Source organism: Candidatus Eisenbacteria bacterium, assembly GCA_016867495.1.
Lineage (GTDB): Bacteria > Eisenbacteria > RBG-16-71-46 > CAIMUX01 > VGJL01 > VGJL01.
The window spans coordinates 1-17,036 of record VGJL01000043.1 but is presented as its reverse complement, the minus strand read 5'-3'; the positions used below and the strand labels follow the sequence as shown (position 1 = coordinate 17,036).

The window sequence follows — 17,036 nt, the reverse complement described above, 5'->3', positions numbered from 1 at the left end:
AACTCTGGACCCGAGCGCGCGGGTCATCGTCTTCGCTTCGAACCTGACCGCGCCCGAGATCAATGGCTGGCTCCTCCAAGCGATGGCCGAGACGCTGGGGAAGCCCCAGATGCATGAGGGGAAGTCGCTCACGATCGTGGTCTTCGGCCCGCCGCTCTGAGAGGACCGAGGCCAGGCCCCCGGGGCCCGGCTGAACGCCCCCGCGAGCAGACCCTGCGTCCTTCACCTCCCCCGACTCCCTCAGAACGAACCTCAGAACGAAATGGTGGCGCCGGGGCTCGCTCCTGGGCTACTCTTCCCTCGCGCGTCCGGGGTGGGGATGCGAGGGAGGGAAGCGGTTGACCTGGATGCGAGCGGGCCTCCCGCACGGCAGCGAGCGCCGCAGCCTCCTACCCTTCCTTCTCGGCATTCTCTTCTTCTGTTCTCTCCGGTGTGTCCCCACTGCGCAGGCCGAAGATACGCAAGGACAGGCCGCCGATCGGGTAGAGGCCTCTCTTGCCGCAGCGAGCCCTCCCTCGGCCGCCCCCTCCCCCGTGACCGACCTCGAGATCAGGGACAAGCCCCTCGACGCGGGCAAGGTCCTCCTCGTCTCCTTCGGCCGCTCCTCCGACGACCCCGGAGGGCACGGGGCGGTGACCAGGTACGCGCTTCTCCGCCGCGGCCCCGCGGACACGGCCTTCGCGGTCGTCAAGACGCTGACCGCCCTGGTGAAGGGCGATCGCCTGAGCTACGAGGACACGGGCCTGAAGCCGGGCGCCGGCTATTCCTATCTCGTGCGGACGCTGACGGCATCGGGGGTCTTCTCCGACGGCCCCGTGTTCGGCCCGGTGGCGCCGGCGCGGCAGTGGTTCTTCACCAACAAGATCAACACCCTCATCACGACGATCCTCTTCGTGATCCTGATCCTCGCCTATATCCGCGCCGCCCGCCGCGGCCGCAGCCTCTTCATCAGGAGGATCGCGGGGCTCGACGCCATCGACGAGGCGGTCGGCCGCTGCACCGAGATGGGCAAGCCGACCCTCTATATCCCCGGCATCAGCACGATCTCCGATGTCGCCACGATCGCCTCCCTCAACATACTGGGGCAGGTCGCGAAGAAGATCGCGACCTACCAGAGCAGGATCCTCGTTCCCAACCGCGATCCGTTCGTCTATCCCGTGACGCAGGATGTGGTGAAGTTCGCCTTCGCCGAGGCGGGGTATCCCCAGGACTTTCGCGAGGATGACGTCTACTTCGTGACGAACGACCAGTTCGCCTACGCCGCCGCGGTCTGCGGAACGATGGTCCGCGAGAAACCCGGGGCGAACCTCCTGCTCGGGATGTTCTTCGCGGAGTCGCTGATTCTGGCGGAGACGGGATCCTCGATCGGGGCGATCCAGATCGCCGGGACCGACGCGATCTCGCAGCTCCCCTTCTTCGTCACCGCGTGCGACTACACGATCATCGGGGAGGAGCTCTACGCCGCGAGCGCCTACATCGGCCGGGAACCGACGCTCCTGGGCTCGCTCAAAGGGCAGGACTACTTCAAGCTCTGCGTCCTCATCCTGATCATCATCGGCGTGGCTCTCATGACCTCGGGGGTGCTCCTCAGGAATCAGCCCTTCGACTGGGTCTCTCAGATCCTCAAGGTGAGGGCGGCGGGCGGATGAAGACGCAGCTTCCCCTCTTCATCTGCGCCGTGGCCGGCATCTTCATGGCGGTCCAGTACTTCGTTCCGGCCGCTCTGCCGGCCTACGAACGGGTGAACGACTACCTCCAGATCGTCTACGCCTTCTCGATCGTCCTCGGCGTCGCGAGCGTCGTCCATCGCCACGGCGGACGCGTCCAGAAGCGCCGCAAGGACTGGCCCTATAGCCTGGCCGCCCTGATCGCGCTCCTCTTCATGCTTCTCGCAGGTTTCATCGGCGGGCGCGGGCGCGAGACGCTCTTCCAGGCCCTCTTCAATGCGATCCTGCTCCCCGTGCAGGCGACGATGTTCGCCCTGCTCGCCTTCTACCTGGCTTCGGCTTCGTTCCGGGCCTTCCGGACCCGGAGCACCGACGCGACCGTCCTTCTCATCGCCGCCGTCATCGTCATGATCGGCAGGCTCGACGACGGCCGCGCCCTCGGCATTCCCGACATCGCCCGCTGGATCCTGAACACCCCCAACCTCGCGGCCAAGAGGGCGATCCTGATCGGCGTCGGCCTGGGGATGGCCTCCACGGCGCTCAAGGTCGTCGTCGGGATCGAGCGTTCCTACCTCGGATCGGGCAAGGAGTAGGCGATGGGCTTCCTCGAGTGGATTGTCAGGCTCCAGAGGCTCGACCGGAGGATCATCTTCAGCTTCATGTTCGTGGCGGTGACGGTCCCCTTCTACCTTAACTGGCCGCCCGTGGAGATCGAGGTCTCGCGGGAGGTCGAGGACGCCTATCAGATCATCGACCGGATCCCGCCGCACGGCGATCCGCTGCTTCTCTCGTTCGACTACGATCCGGCGGCCGCGGCCGAGTTGACGCCGATGGCCGAAGCGGTCCTCCACCACTGCTTCTCGAAGGGGATCCGCGTCCTCGTCATCAGCCTGCAATACACCGGCCAGGGCGCGGGGATCGCGAGCGAGGTCGTCCCCCGCATCGCCGCGCAGCACGGCAGGAAACAGGACGTCGATTGGGCCTTCCTCGGCTTCCAGCCCAACGCGCTGATCGCGATGCTCCAGATGGGAGAGGACTTCAAGAGGACATTCCCGACCGACTATTACGGCACGCCTTTCGACGAGATCCCTCTGGTCGAGTCCGTCCAGAACTACGCGCAGATCCCGGCGGTCTTGACGCTGGCGGCGACGGCGGTGGGCGAATCCTGGGCGATCTATCCCGGCTCTCGCTATGGCCTGACGGTGATCGCGGGAGTCACGGCGGTCTACACGGCCGACATCCAGCCCTTCTACCAGAGCGGCCAGATCAAGGGGGTCCTGGGGGGGCTCAAGGGGGCCGCGGAGTACGAGAAGCGCGTGAACGTCCTCGGCAAGGGGATGGCGGGGATGCGCTCCCAGAAGACCGTGCACTACATGATCATCCTCTTCATCGCCCTCGGGAACATCGCCTACTGGCTCTCGAGAGGGAGCGCGAAGTAGATGGCCGGGATCGCCGACAGCGTCCTCTGGACCTTCATCGCGGGGTTCATCACCCTCGCGATCTTCTCTTTCCTCTACCGCGACAACCCGCTCTACAAGCTCGCCGAGCATATCGCCGTCGGGGTTTCGGTCGGGTTCCTCGTGGTGACTTACTACTACAACGTCTTCAAGCCGAAGGTCTGGGACAATGTCCTGCACAACGGGCAGTTCGACTACCTGATCCCGCTCTGCCTGGGACTCATCCTCTTCTCGCGCTTCGTTCCGAAGTACGGATGGCTCAGCCGCTGGGCGCTGGCCTTCTATATCGGCGGCTCCTCGGGCCTCAGCATCCCCTCCACGCTCGAGGGGCGGGTCCTCGGACAGGCGGAGGGGGCGGTCCGATCGTTCGTGAGCCTCGATCCCGCCAAGGGGGGCATCGCGAACCTCCTGAGCTCGATCGACGCCTCATTCGTCGTCCTCGGCACGATCGCCTGCCTGGTCTTCTTCCTCTTTTCGGTGGAGCACAAGGGCGGGATCGGCCGCTTCGCCTACTTCGGCCGTCTCTGCATCATGGCGGGGTTCGGCGCATCCTTCGGCTACACGGTGATGGCGCGCGTCTCGCTCCTGATCGGTCGCATCCAGTACATGACAGAAGATGTGGTGGACGCACTCCGATCGTTGTTCTGAGCCCTAGGCCCTGCGCCCCCTCCCCTTCGCGCGGGGCTTGTCATCGGCCTCCTGCATGCCGAGCCGTTCCATCCGGTAGCGGAACTGACCGCGGCCCATTCCCAGCGACGAGGCCGCGGCGCTGACGTTCCCCTGGTTGCGCTCGAGGGCATGCTCGAGGACGGCCCGCTCGATCGCGTCGAAGGTGACTCGGTCGGGGATCTCCAGCCGGAGCTTCCCTTCCGGAACGAGCTTCCCCCGCACGGTCGTGCGGTCGCCGGGGAACTCGGGAAGATCGGAGACGAGGATCTCATCGTGATCGGCCGTCAAGAGGACGAGCCGCTCGCAGAGATTCACGATCTCCCGCACATTGCCGGGCCAATCGTGCCGGCTGAGTCTCTCGATCGCCTCCCTGCTGAAGCGGAGTTCCGGCCTTCCCTGCCTGGCCGCGAACTTCGCGAGGTAGTGCGCGAGGAGCAGCTCGAGGTCTCCCGCCCGCTCGCGGATCGGCGGGATTCTCACGCGGATCACGTGGAGCCTGTGGAAGAGATCTCCCCTGAAGCGGCCCTCTCGGACCTCTTCCTCGAGGTTCTTCTGCGTCGCGGTGAGGACCCGGACATCGACCTCCCGCTCCTCGATTCCACCGACGCGCCTGAAGCGGCCCGAGTCGAGGAACTTGAGAACCTTCGCCTGGACCTGCGGATCGGTCTCGCCGACCTCGTCCAGAAAGAAGCTCCCTCCATCGGCCAGCTCGATCAGACCGGGCTTGGCCGACTGCGCGTGCGTGAAGGCCCCCTTCTCGTGGCCGAAGAGCTCCGACTCGAGGAGCTGCCCGGGAAGGGAGGCGCAGTTGACCTCGACGAACGGATTGTCCGACCGGGGGCTGTGGCGGTGGATCGCCCGCGCGAAGAGCCCCTTGCCTGTTCCCGTCTCGCCTTCGATCAGAACGAGAGTGCTCGGGCTCCGCGCCGCGCGCTGCGCCAGATCGCATGCGGCCCGAAACGCGGGAGCCTGCCCGATCAGGTCGGGGAAGCTCGGGATCTCGATACTCTCCCGCCGCGCGCGATCCACGGCCGCCCGCCACGAGCGGAGCGCCGCGCGGAACACCCTGCGGACTTCCTCGGCGTCGAGCGGGAGGACAAACCAGTGTCGAACCCCCAGCCGCGCCAGCTCGACCGCAACCGGCGACCGCGGATCTCCCGCGACCAGAAAGAGCTGGCAGGAGGGATTGGCCTTCTTGAACTCCTCCAGGGCGGAGGGAGCGACTCCCTTCGTGCGCAGGTCGACGAGAAGCCAGTCCGGCTTGATCGGTGGGGAGGACTCGATCGGTTCAGGCATCGCCTCCAACACGCGCACCTGGGTCCCCGTCCCGGCCACGACTCCAAGAACGATCTCGGCCAGACGCGGGTCGTTCCCGACGACCCAGAACCCGGGCGATCCTGCGCTCGCCGCGCGCGATCGATCAGGGGGCGTCAACTGCGGCACCTATGGCGGGGTCGGCGGGGGCGCCTTTGGAGACGCGGACGCGAGCGGGGCGCAGGAGCTGGCCTCTGAAGAGATAGCCCGGCTGAACGGTTCCGATGATCAATCCCTCGGGATGGTCCGCGCACGGCTCGCAGCTGATCGCCTCGTGGAGGTGGGGATCGAAGGCGGCGCCAGGCTCCGATTCCTGCGCCTCGAGTCCCGCCGCGCAGAGAGTCTCTTGCAGTCGCGAGAGGATCAGCAGCAAGCCCTCCGCTTCCGGGCTCGGCGTGGCGGACGCGTGCGCCTCGCGCGCCCGCCCCAGGTCATCGAGGACAGGAAGCAGCAGAGAGATCAACTCTCCCTTGGCATGGGCATCCCAATCGGTCCGCTCGCGCGAGACGCGCTTGCGGTAGTTGGAGAACTCGGCCTGCAGCCTCTGCAGCTGTTCTAGGTACCCCTCCTCTTCCGCAGTGAGCGGCGCCGGCGCGGCGGGCGATGCTGCCCCTTCAACCGACGCCTCGTCGAGGGGAGCGGCGAAGGCCGTCTCGTCCGGCCGCTGAACCCCTGCGGGCGCGGCCGCCCGGTTCTCGACGCCCTTCTTATCGTGCTTGCGGGTCATTCTGCGCCGCCCGCGGCCTCCCCGCCCTCGCGCGGCTTCGCCTCCGTCTCGCCGTTCGGCGTCGCCTCCGCCTCAGCGCTCCGCAGAGACTCCGTCTCCTTGCCGGCAGCCTGGCGGTCCTTCTCGACCTCGTCGACGAAGTTCAGGCGCAGCGTCGTGAGGACTTCCCCGAGGAAGCGCTCCTCATCCCTGTCGAGGTTTCCGCGCGTCTTCCGCTCGATCATGCCGAGCAGATCGATCGCGTACTTCGCCGCATCGAGGTTGCGCTCCAGTTTGCCGGATCCAGGATGGACGAACTTTCCGAGGTAAATCATCGCCCCGTACTGCTGCTGGGCGACGAAGGCCCGGAAGAGATCGTCCTGGTCGATGTCGGGTCGATCGCTCATGCTCATCTCCGGCGGCCGCGCGGCGCCTCCTCAGTTGCCTTTTCCCTTGTCCTCGTCGACGACCTCATAATCGGCTTCGACCGGACCCCGTCCCTCGGCGCTTCCCTGCCGCGTCTGCTGCTCCGTCCCGTCCTCGCGGGGAGGCCCTCCCGCGGCTTTGTACATCTCGGCCGCCAGCTCGTGGAGCTGTTTCTGGAGATCCTCCATCGCCGTGCGGATGGGGCCCGTCGAATCGGACGCCATCTTCTCCTTCACGCGGGCGATCGACTGCTCGATCCGGCTCTTCTGGTCGGCGCCCACCTTCTCGCCCCACTCCTTGAGGTTCTTCTCGGTCTCGTAGACCAGGCTCTCGGCCTGGTTTCGGGTATCGACGAGCTCGCGGCGGGCCTTGTCCTCCACCGAGTGCTGCTCGGCGTCATGGACCATCCTCTTGATCTCGGACTCATTGAGGCCGGAGCCGGCCTCGATCCTGATCGACTGCTCGCGGCCCGTCGCCTTGTCCTGGGCCGAGACCTTGAGGATCCCGTTGGCGTCGATGTCGAAGGTCACCTCGATCTGGGGCATGCCGCGCGGCGCCATCGGGATTCCGGTGAGCTGGAAGCGGCCGAGCGACTTGTTGTCCGCCGCCATCTCCCTCTCCCCCTGCAGGACATGGATCTCCACCGTCGTCTGGCTGTCGGCGGCGGTCGAGAAGATCTGGCTCTTCCTCGTCGGGATCGTCGTGTTTCGCTCGATCAGCCGCGTGCAGACCCCTCCCAGGGTCTCGATGCCGAGCGAGAGCGGGGTCACGTCGAGCAGGAGGATGTCCTTCACTTCTCCGGCGAGAACTCCGCCCTGGATCGCCGCGCCGACGGCGACGACCTCGTCCGGATTCACGCCCCTGTGCGGCTCCCTGTTGAAGAGCTGGCGGACTACCTCCTGGACCTTCGGGATCCGCGTCGATCCGCCGACCAGGATCACCTCGTCGATGTCGGAGGCGGCCAGCCCCGAGTCCTTGATCGCCTGCCTGCATGGACCGACCGTCCTCTGGATCAGGTCCTCGACGAGCTGTTCGAACTTCGAGCGGGTGAAGGTGATGTTGAGATGCTTCGGTCCGCTCTGGTCGGCCGTGATGTAGGGAAGGTTGATCTCCGTCTGCATCATCGTCGAAAGCTCGCACTTCGCCTTCTCGGCGGCCTCCTTCAACCTCTGAAGGGCCATCGGATCCGACCGCAGGTCGATCCCCTGCTGCTTCTTGAACTCGTCCGCCAGCCACTCGATGATCCTCTGATCGAAGTCGTCGCCGCCGAGGTGGGTGTCGCCGTTGGTCGACTTCACCTCGAAGACTCCCTCCCCCAGCTCGAGGATCGAGATGTCGAATGTGCCCCCGCCCAGATCGTAGACGGCGACCTTCTCCTCCTTCTTGAGCTTGTCGAGACCGTAAGCGAGGGCGGCGGCGGTCGGCTCGTTGATGATCCGCTTGACCTCGAGACCGGCGATCCGGCCCGCGTCCTTGGTCGCCTGCCGCTGCGAGTCGTTGAAGTAGGCCGGGACCGTGATGACGGCCTCGGTCACCTTCTCCCCCAGATACTCCTCCGCGGTCTGCTTCATCTTCTGCAGAACCATCGCGGAGATCTCGGGCGGGGAGTAGATCTTGTCGTCGATCTTCACCCTGGCGTCGTCGTTGGTGCCGCGAACCACCTCGTAGGGGACCTCCCCACGCTCCGTCTGCACCTCGTCATACTTCCGCCCCATGAATCTCTTGATCGAGTAGACGGTGTTCTTCGGGTTGGTCACGGCCTGCCGCCGGGCTGCGGCGCCGACGATCTTCTCGCCATCCTTCTTGAAGGCGACGACCGACGGGGTGGTCCTGGAACCTTCGGAGTTCGCGATGACGGTCGGCTCGCTCCCTTCCATCACCGCGACGCACGAGTTGGTCGTTCCCAGGTCTATTCCGATGATCTTGCCCATGGCCCGCTCCTTTCAAAACGACACCCCCTCTGCCCCGAACGAGGGGCGAGGGAGTTGAAATGGCCCATTTCGGCCAGCGCAAGAAGCGGGCCACTTGCCCCCGGCATGCGGCATTTGATCGGACGGCCTATCTTGTTATTTTATAAGTCACTAGAGCGATCATCCCGGGTGATCGCACTCGATGGGGATCGGAGGATGCGGTCCAGAACGAATCGGCCTGTTTCAGATTTGAACTCTGATGCCATAGCTCTTCATCTTGCGCCAGAGCGTCGTTCGCGACACGCCGAGGCTCTTGGCGACCCGGGTGAGGCTCCCCTGCTCCCTCAAGATGGCCCTGCGGATGTAGCGGGCCTCGACCTCCTCGAGCGTGAGCCCGTCGGGGATCGTGTGGTCGTGGCCCTCCGCGAGACGGGGAAGACCCCGTTCGATGACCTCGGGCGGCAGGTCGCGGGGCGCGATCAATGGCCCGTCGGCCACGATCACGGCATGCTCGACGGCATTCTCCAGCTCGCGGACGTTGCCTGGCCAGTCGTAGTTCTGCAGATACCCCCAGCTCTGATCGCTGAACCCCCCGACCGTCCTGCCGTGCCGATCGCTCAGGTTCTTCAGGAAGAAGCGGGCCAGAAACGGGATGTCATCCTTGCGCTCGCGCAGGGGCGGAATGTGGATCCTGAAGACGTTGAGGCGATAGAAGAGGTCCTCCCTGAAGCGTCCGCTCGCGATCGCCTCGCGCAGCTCCGTGTTCGTCGCGGCGATGACGCGGACATCGACATGCGTCGAGTAGTCCGCGCCGACGGGCCGCACCTCCCGATCCTGGAGCACTCGCAGGAGCTTCACCTGGAGGGCGGGGGACATCTCTCCGACCTCATCGAGGAAGATCGTCCCCTGATCCGCGATATCGAAGAGGCCGCGCTTCTTCTCCCGCGCGTCGGTGAACGCACCGCGGGTGTGGCCGAAGAGCTCGCTCTCGATCAGGTTCTCGGGGATCGCGCTCGCGTTGACCGCGACGAAGGCCCTCCCCGCCCGCTTGCTCTGCAGGTGGATGAAGCGCGCGACCTTCTCCTTCCCGGTGCCGCTCTCGCCGGTGATCAGGACGGTGCTCTCCGTGGGGCCGATCTTCTCGACCAGATGGAGGACCTTCTTCATCGCGTCGGAGACGCCGATGATCTGCTCGGATCGCGGGGCGCGGATGCGCGAAGCGCTCACGGCTCTCTTGCACCCTCCATCAACTCGTATCGGCGCATCAAGTCTCCTGCTCCCCCGCTCTCGAGCTCCCTTCGGGACGCATCAGGGGGAAGAAGACGACATCGCGGATGCTCGTCTCTCCGGTAAGGAGCATCACGAGACGGTCGACGCCGATCCCGACACCGGCCGCGGGGGGCATGCCGGTCTCCAGGGCCTCCAGGAACTCCTCGTCGAGCTGCTGCGCCTCCTCGTCCCCCATCGCCCGCCTCCGCGCCTGCTCCTCGAGCCGGGCGCGCTGATCGATCGGGTCGTTCAGCTCCGTGAAGGCGTTGGCGTACTCGTGCCCCCCGATGAACAGCTCGAAGCGCTCCACCAGATCCTCGGGGCGCTCCCTGTGGGCCTTGGCGAGGGGGCTGATCGCCCGCGGATGATCGAGGACGAAGGTCGGGATCAAGAGGTTCGGCACGACGGCCGCGTCGAAGACATACTCGATCAGCGGCCCCCTTCCGGGAACCGGGGGAGGCTTCTCCCCGCGCTCCGTCAACCAGCCGAGGAGGCGCTCATCGGGATCGGAGGAGATGTCGAGCCCGGCCCAGGTCCGCACGAGATCTCTCATCGTCGCCCTCTGGAAGGGAGCCGCGAGATCGATCTCCGCCTCCCCCGCCCTCACCCGGGCTGTCCCGAGCGTCTCCAGAGCGACCTGCCGGATCAGCTCCTCTACCAGCTCCATCGCGTCCCGGTAGTCGGCGTAGGACCAGTAGAACTCCAGCATCGTGAACTCGGGGCTGTGGACCCTGTCCATCCCCTCATTGCGGAAGACGCGGCCGATCTCGTAGACCCGTTCGATCCCGCCGATCAGGAGCCTCTTCAGGTGGAGCTCGAGCGCGATGCGAAGGTAGAGGTCGAGCGAGAGGGCGTTGTGATGGGTCGTGAAGGGACGGGCCATCGCCCCGCCGTAGAGCGTCTGCAGGATCGGAGTCTCGACCTCGAGGAAACCTCTATCGTCGAGGAATCGCCTCAGGCTGCCGATGATCCTCGACCGCCTCTCGAGACTCTCGCGAGAGGGAGGGTTGACGATCAGATCCGCGTAGCGTTTCCGGTAGCGCAGATCCTTGTCGGTGACCCCGTCGTAGACATGCCCATCCTTCTCCTTCACGACAGGCAGGGGGAGCAGCGTCTTGCAGAGGAGGCAAAGCGACTCGGCGCGGACCGAGATCTCCCCCGTTCGCGTCCTAAAGGGAACCCCCTCGACCCCGATGAAGTCCCCCAGGTCGAGCAGCTTCAAGATCTCGTACCGTCCCGGCGGCAGGGTGTCCTTGCGGAAGTAGATCTGGACCCGCCCGGTGCCGTCCTGCACATGGGCGAAGGTCGCCTTTCCCATCTCGCGAAGGCTCACGATCCGCCCGCAGATGGAGACCCGCTCGCGCTCCTCCAGCTCGGGGAATCGATCCAGGATCTCGCGGGTCGTGTGCGTCCTGCGGTAGGTGGGAGGATAAGGCTCCTCCCCCAGCTCACGGAGCCTAGCGAGCTTCTCCAAGCGTACCCGGCGGAGTTCATCGAGCCGATCCAAGCGATCCTCCCCTCTCAGATCAGACGCCCCTCAAAACCCTCTCTCGGGGTCCCATGTTCCAAGAAGCAACGTGGGTCAGTCTAGTCGGGCATCGCCGCGGGTTCAAGGCGTCTGGGTCTCGAGGCGGCGGGAAGCTCCGTCCAGGCGGGCGTTGCGCGGCCCTTCCTCCGGCGGGTAGTATTCGGCCTGGTCTTCCGGGAGGCAGAGATGGACCTGAGGGGCCGCCATGAGGATCTGCGCGCCCGCATCGCGCGCGCCTGCGCCCGAGCGGGCCGCCCAGCCGACTCCGTCGTCCTGATCGCCATCAGCAAGACCCTTCCCGCGGAAGCGATCCGCGAAGCCCACGCCCTTGGCGTCAGGGACTTCGGGGAGAACAAGGTCCAGGAGTTGCTCTCCAAGGCGCCGCTACTGGAGGACCTCGGGATCCGCTGGCACATGGTCGGCCACCTCCAGACCAACAAGGTCCGTGGAGCGCTCGCGCACGCCTCGATGATCCAGTCCGTCGACTCTGCCCATCTGGCCCAGAGGATCGACAGCCTTGTCGCGGAGGGATCGAAGATCGAGGTCCTGCTCCAGATCAACACGTCTGGAGAGGAGTCGAAGTTCGGCGTGGCCCCGCGAGACCTGGATGCCCTGGTCTCCGCGATCCGGCCTCTCGATCGGCTCGAGGTTCGAGGGTTGATGACGCTGGGGCCGCTGACGGACGACGAGGAGGCGATCCGCTCGTCGTTCCGCACGCTCCGCTCCCTGTTGCCGGTCGCGCGGCTCCACTTCCCCGGCGCCTCCATCCTGTCGATGGGGATGTCTGGGGACTTCGAGATCGCGATCGAGGAAGGAGCGACCCACATCCGGGTCGGTGCCGCCCTCTTTGGCGCTCGGATTTGACCTCGGGCCGCTATCCCTCCTGGAGGAGCGCCTCGATCGCGCGGACCATCGATGCCTTCGGAGCGGCCCCGGTCATCTGGTAGGCCGTGCGGCCGGAGCGGTCGACCAGGAAGAAGGTCGGAATCGCATCCACGCCCCCATAGAGCCTCGCGTATCTCCCCTGCGAGTCGACAACGACCGGGTAGTTGATGCCGGACCGCTTCACGAAGGGATCGACGACCGCGGGACCCTTCTGGTCGAGAGAGATCCCAACCACCTCGAGGCCCCACGGGCCGAGCTCGTTTCGAAGCTCGATCAGCTCGGGGATCGTCTTGCGGCAGGGGCCGCACCAGGTCGCCCAGAAGTCGATCAGGACCACCTTCCCCTTCTTGTCGGAGAGACGCCACCGGGACCCGTCGAGGGAGACGGCGTCGATCCCGGGGGCCATCACGCGACTGCCGGGGGCGATGAGCGGAAGGCTCGGCCCGCCGGCATCCGAATCCCTCATGGCAGGTCGCTCCGAGGAGCGGGCTCTGCCGGCGGATGCGACCTCGGCCGAGGGTGGGGGCTCGCCCGCCGTTTCGGCCGGCCCCCGGACCGCGGAGCCCCGCTCCCCGCGGGGCGCATCCGATCGCTCCTCTTTCCCCGCACATCCGGCAAGGAGAAGAGGGGCGACCACGAGGGCGGCACCGATCAACAAGCAGGATCTCACGGGGAACCTCCTTTGGCCTTTACGACAGGATCAAGACGCGACGCGCCCGCGAACCGACTACAATACCACATAGGTTGAGCCATGAAGCGCCAGATCGTCCGCTGCGCAGTTCTCACGATCAGCGACCGCGCCTCGCGCGGCGAGTATGCCGACGAGAGCGGGCCAGCTATCGCGGACATTCTGACCGGTTGGGGCTGGCAGCCGGAGGCGACGGAGATCCTCCCGGACGAAGAGGAGCTGATCGCGCAACGGATGGGGCGCCTGGCCGATCAGGGGTTCGATCTCATCCTGACGACGGGAGGCACCGGCCTCGGCCCGCGCGACCGCACGCCGGAGGCGACTCTCCGTGTCGCCGACCGCATTGTTCCGGGGCTCGGTGAGATGATCCGCGCCCGGACTGCGACCCATTCGCCCCGGGCCTATCTTTCCCGTTCCCTCGCGGCACTCTGCCGGAAGTGCCTGATCATCAACCTTCCGGGATCGGTCCGCGGCGCGCGGGAGAGCCTCGAGGCCCTGCGCGAGCTCCTTCCTCACGCGATCGATGTGATCCGTGAGGATCGATTGACGCACGATTCGCATGGCCGGCCCGGCGACGCATAGGCGATGGCGGGCGGCGCAGGGAGGCATCCGATGAATCGCGCCCTGGGACTCTCGGCGATCCTGCTTCTTGCCTGTCTGGAGACCGGCGCGGGAGCGTCGATTCATCCACTGCTGCGGCCGATCCTCGATGCGGAGCCGGGCGCGGCGGTGGTCCTGCCGCTGCCGCTCCGCGATCCCGGAGCCCCCGAGCTGCCTGCCGAGGGAGAGAGACTGCGCGTCTGGGTCCGCGCGAGAGATGGCGGGGCCTTCGCGACGGAAGATAGGCCGCTCATCCGCCGGGCCCGTTGGAGCGCCGCGGAGATCCGGGCCGCTCTGGCCGACCCGATGGTCGAGTCGATCCGCCCGGCGATTCGATGCAAGCCCCACCTCGACGAGAGCCTCCTCGACACCCACACGACGGCGACCCACGACGGATCGGGAATCCCGCCGATCTACGCCGGGCTGACCGGAGCGCGGGTTGTCGTCGGGATCGTCGACTCGGGGATCGATCTGGATCACGGGGACTTCCAGGACGCGAACGGGGACACGCGGATCCTCGGCCTTTGGGACCAGACATCTCCCCTGAACGACCACCCGGTCGGGTTCGATTACGGCAAGGAGTGGACCGCCGCCCAGATCGACGAGGGGCTCGCGACCGAGATCGACCAGGACGGCCACGGAACGCATGTCGCGGGGATCGCCGCAGGCGATGGATCGGCGACCGGAAACGGGCAGCCGCCGTATCGCTACGTCGGGATGGCGCCGGACGCGGTGATCGTCTTCGTGAAAACCGACTACTGGGACAGCTCGCTCGTCGATGGAGTCCAGTACATCATGGCGAAGGCCGACAGCATCGGCTATCCGGTCGTCGTGAACCTGAGCCTGGGGTCGCAGTGGGGGGCGCACGACGGAAGCGACGACTTCGATCAGGCGATGTCCGCCCTCTCCGGGCCGGGACATATCATTGTCGGCTCGGCCGGCAACGAGACGGGATGGGGGATCCACGCGGAGACGCCGCTCAGCCCCACGGAGACCCGGGCGGTCACGCTCAAGGTGGGGCCCTACACGCCCGCGCCCCTGGCCAACAACGACGAGATCAATCTCGATGGCTGGTATGACGGCGGGGTGAACATCTCGATCCTCGTGCGGGTGCCCGGAGGCGAGACTGTCGGTCCAGTCGCGAGGAGAAGCCGGGCCGCGACCGACACTCCCGGCGGCCTTGTGGAGATCTCGAACGCCGAGTGGGATCCGCCCAACGGAGATGAGAACTTCACCATCAGGATCGTCGACACATTCGCCATCCGGCCCCCTGCCCAGGGAATCTGGACGATCGAGTTCCGGCCCGCCACAGCGGAGATGCGCGGGGATGACGGCGCGGGCGGATCGGATGGCGCCGCGCGGGCCGCGCCGTGGACAGCGGTCGACCCCGAGGTCGACATCTGGAACTGGTACTCCTCGATGTGGGACATCGCCTTCGAGCAGGGGCTGGAAGAGGCCGAGATCGTCGGCTCGCCCGCCACGGCCGATTCCGTGATCGCGGTCGGCGCCTATGTGAGCAAGATCCGCTGGACCGCTCTCGATGGGAACAACTATGGCTACGTCCCTGCGCCGATCCGGTGGGACATCGCTGACTTCTCGAGCATCGGCCCGCGTCGCGACGGCGTTCTCAAGCCCGATATCGCCGCCCCCGGGATGGGGATCGGTGCCGCCCTCTCGCAGGACTACTCTCCCCAGACCTTCGGCGACACGCAGATCCTGCGGGACGGCGTCCACGGGATCCTGCAGGGGACGAGCATGGCCTCCCCTCACGTGGCGGGCCTGATCGCGCTCGTGTACCAGGCCTATGGCCCGATCTCGGTCAAGGAGGCAATGGGGAAGATCGCTGCCACGGCGCGATCCGATGACTTCACGGGTCCTCTGCCGAACGCGACCTGGGGATTCGGGAAGTTCCATGCGCGCGAGGCGACCGGCTATCGGGTGCCGGTCGTCCTGCTCGAAGCCGAGGCGACGCAGGAGGGAGAGGCGGTCCGCGTGCGATTCCTGCTCGCGGACGACGCGGGAGTCGCGCCGCTGCCGATCCACCGGGAAGGGCCGGGATCGGCCGGGCGCGCAATGCTCGGCTGGACGACGGAGGGGCCCGAGCGCGCCTTCGTCGACTCGACCCTCGCGGCCGAGGGCCTCTACCGCTACTGGCTCGCCCTGGAGGATGGGGTGGATTCCCGCTGGCTCGGGCCCGCGGAGATCGACTTCTCGAGGCCCGGCCGCCCCGGCTCGCCCGAGCTGGCCCTCGAGGTGACCCCCAACCCCTTCCGCGGCTCATGCGAGATCCGCTGGGCCTTCCCCGGAATGGGCCCGGCGCGCCTCTCGATCTTCAACGCGGCGGGACGGCGCGTGCGCGCGATCGATCTCTCGGGCGACCCGACCGCCGGGGCGGGAAGACAAGGCGGCTTCGTGTGGGACGGAGGGGACGGGAGTGGCGGGCGCCTTCCGTCGGGCGTCTACTGGATGCGGCTGGAGGCCGGCGAGGGCGAGTCGCTGACGAGAAAGGTCCTGCGGCTGCGCTAGAGTCGCTCCCTGACCGCGCGGCAAGATCGAAGCCGGCTCGCCGGGCGCATCGGCCCGGGACGGCTATCGATCTCTCGCCTCTTTCGTCTCCGCTTTCGCCCGCGCCGAGTGCTCGAAGTAGGAGACCGTCCCCTGCACGATGCACTCGGCGAGGCGCTGCCTGTGCGCGGCGTCCTTGAGCCGCTTGGCCTCCTTCGGGTTCGAGAGGAATCCGATTTCGATCAGCGATGACGGGACCTGGTACGACTTCAGGACGGCGAAGCCGGCCTGCTTGACGCCGCGGCTGGCCGCGAGCCCGGACGACTCGACGGCCGTGAGGATCGACTCCGAGAGCCTGCTGCTGCGCCGCAGGGTATCCGATTGGCGCAGATCGAAGCCGAAGGGGATCCCCTTCAGCAGGGAGTCCTCCACGACGACATAGTCGGGGTCGGCCTCGTTCTCGAGCCGAGCCACCTCGCGCGACGCCTCGTCCGACGCGCTTCCCAGCGACAGGAAGAAGACTTCGACGCCGATGGCCATGCTCTTGCGCGATGCGTTCGCGTGGATGCTGAGGAATGCGTCCGCCTCGAACGCCTCGGCGAGCCGCATTCTCTGTCTCAGGGGGATCAGGCGGTCGTCGCTCCTGGAAAGACGGGCATCGAATCCCCCCTTCTCGTTCAGGATCTTCGCCACCCTGCGCGCGACATCGAGGACGATCTCCTTCTCGCGCAGGCCCCGATAGGTGGCGCCGGGATCGGCGCCACCGTGGCCCGGATCGACGAAGATGCGCCACGGTCCACTCCGGCGAGGAGAGGGCTCAGGAGTTGGCGCCTGTTCCTTGGTTTCCTTCCGCTCGACGGGGGGCGGAGCATCGGCATCCACATTCTCCCCCCTCACCCCCTCCGCGGCCGGACGGAGATCGACCACGTATCGGAACGACCTGCCATCTCCGGGAGGCAACTCCAGGGGGGCCGCATCGACCCGCTTCGATCCCCGCAGGACGACCCGCATCGTGCTCCCTTCGCATCGGCCGTCGATCGAGACGATCAGGGGATGGGGAGCCGCGAGAGTGGGAGGGTCGATCGAGGGACAAACCCCCGCGAGGAGGACTTCCCAGTCCTCTCCTTCCCCGACGCGGGCCAGGGAGCATTGGACCTTCTCGTCCAGGTCGAAGACGACCCGGGCGCGCCCTTCGTGGTTGCCAGTCCGGATCCCGATCAGGCGAGCGGCCGCCGCTGGAGAGAGGATCGGAGCGAGGAAGACCGCCGCGCAGGCGAGCAGAACAGGCGCGAGCTCCATGGAATGCCAAGGCGGGCGCCGAAGCGCCCGGGCTCTCCCGCGCCCAAGTCCTGCAGGCGGTCGATGGGAATCGAGTGCCATGCGTCGCTCGCTCCTCACGCTTGCCGCCAGGA

The 17,036-nt window shown here is 66.8% G+C and carries 15 protein-coding genes; 7 read left to right on the top strand and 8 right to left on the bottom strand.

The window, feature by feature from the left end; translation table 11 throughout:
- The first annotated feature begins 338 nt into the window (after window positions 1–338).
- Genes FJY88_06340 through FJY88_06325 form a run of 4 tightly spaced genes read left to right on the top strand, consistent with a single transcriptional unit; the run spans window position 339 to window position 3,772 of the window.
- Entirely contained in the window at window positions 339–1,649 is a 1,311-nt protein-coding gene (locus tag FJY88_06340) for a hypothetical protein (GenBank protein MBM3286955.1), read from the top strand.
- Window positions 1,646–2,260 carry a hypothetical protein gene (locus FJY88_06335; GenBank protein ID MBM3286954.1) on the top strand — a complete coding sequence of 205 codons (615 nt, stop codon included), beginning with the start codon at window positions 1,646–1,648 and terminating at the stop codon, window positions 2,258–2,260. Before FJY88_06340 ends, FJY88_06335 begins: the two co-directional genes overlap by 4 nt.
- 3 nt (window positions 2,261–2,263) lie before the next feature.
- Window positions 2,264–3,106: a hypothetical protein gene (locus FJY88_06330; GenBank protein MBM3286953.1), complete on the top strand. Its 843-nt coding sequence runs from the start codon at window positions 2,264–2,266 to the stop codon at window positions 3,104–3,106.
- Complete coding sequence (locus tag FJY88_06325) at window positions 3,107–3,772, top strand: hypothetical protein (GenBank protein MBM3286952.1); 666 nt, start codon at window positions 3,107–3,109, stop codon at window positions 3,770–3,772. It begins immediately after the preceding gene.
- A gap of 3 nt (window positions 3,773–3,775) precedes the next feature.
- Here the strand turns inward: FJY88_06325 and FJY88_06320 are convergent, their stop codons facing one another.
- The 6 genes from FJY88_06320 to lysS form a co-directional block, all read right to left on the bottom strand.
- Window positions 3,776–5,227: a sigma-54-dependent Fis family transcriptional regulator gene (locus tag FJY88_06320; protein ID MBM3286951.1), complete on the bottom strand. Its 1,452-nt coding sequence runs from the start codon at window positions 5,225–5,227 to the stop codon at window positions 3,776–3,778.
- On the bottom strand, window positions 5,214–5,834 hold the full coding sequence (locus FJY88_06315) for a nucleotide exchange factor GrpE (GenBank protein MBM3286950.1): 621 nt from the start codon (window positions 5,832–5,834) through the stop codon (window positions 5,214–5,216). Before FJY88_06315 ends, FJY88_06320 begins: the two co-directional genes overlap by 14 nt.
- A complete protein-coding gene (locus FJY88_06310; GenBank protein MBM3286949.1) occupies window positions 5,831–6,226 on the bottom strand; it encodes a DUF1844 domain-containing protein in 396 nt (131 codons plus the stop codon). Before FJY88_06310 ends, FJY88_06315 begins: the two co-directional genes overlap by 4 nt.
- Before the next feature lie 24 nt (window positions 6,227–6,250).
- Entirely contained in the window at window positions 6,251–8,170 is a 1,920-nt protein-coding gene (dnaK, locus tag FJY88_06305; GenBank protein ID MBM3286948.1) for a molecular chaperone DnaK, read from the bottom strand.
- A 222-nt stretch (window positions 8,171–8,392) separates the two neighbouring features.
- Complete coding sequence (locus FJY88_06300) at window positions 8,393–9,376, bottom strand: AAA family ATPase (GenBank protein ID MBM3286947.1); 984 nt, start codon at window positions 9,374–9,376, stop codon at window positions 8,393–8,395.
- Window positions 9,377–9,413: 37 nt separating this feature from the next.
- Window positions 9,414–10,925: a lysine--tRNA ligase gene (gene lysS / locus FJY88_06295; GenBank protein ID MBM3286946.1), complete on the bottom strand. Its 1,512-nt coding sequence runs from the start codon at window positions 10,923–10,925 to the stop codon at window positions 9,414–9,416.
- A gap of 207 nt (window positions 10,926–11,132) precedes the next feature.
- Here lysS and FJY88_06290 point away from each other — a divergent pair, with 207 nt between their 5' ends.
- Window positions 11,133–11,810, top strand: coding sequence for a YggS family pyridoxal phosphate-dependent enzyme (locus tag FJY88_06290; GenBank protein ID MBM3286945.1), 678 nt, complete (start codon window positions 11,133–11,135; stop codon window positions 11,808–11,810).
- A gap of 10 nt (window positions 11,811–11,820) precedes the next feature.
- Here the strand turns inward: FJY88_06290 and FJY88_06285 are convergent, their stop codons facing one another.
- Window positions 11,821–12,297, bottom strand: a complete 477-nt coding sequence (locus tag FJY88_06285; GenBank protein ID MBM3286944.1) for a TlpA family protein disulfide reductase — start codon at window positions 12,295–12,297, stop codon at window positions 11,821–11,823.
- A gap of 285 nt (window positions 12,298–12,582) precedes the next feature.
- Between FJY88_06285 and FJY88_06280 the strand changes: the two genes are divergently transcribed.
- Window positions 12,583–13,101, top strand: coding sequence for a MogA/MoaB family molybdenum cofactor biosynthesis protein (locus tag FJY88_06280; protein ID MBM3286943.1), 519 nt, complete (start codon window positions 12,583–12,585; stop codon window positions 13,099–13,101).
- 3 nt (window positions 13,102–13,104) lie between these two features.
- Window positions 13,105–15,645: a hypothetical protein gene (locus FJY88_06275; GenBank protein MBM3286942.1), complete on the top strand. Its 2,541-nt coding sequence runs from the start codon at window positions 13,105–13,107 to the stop codon at window positions 15,643–15,645.
- A gap of 63 nt (window positions 15,646–15,708) precedes the next feature.
- On the opposite strand, the gene FJY88_06270 is transcribed toward FJY88_06275, so the two are convergent.
- Window positions 15,709–17,004, bottom strand: a complete 1,296-nt coding sequence (locus FJY88_06270) for a hypothetical protein (protein MBM3286941.1) — start codon at window positions 17,002–17,004, stop codon at window positions 15,709–15,711.
- Window positions 17,005–17,036: the final 32 nt, after the last annotated feature.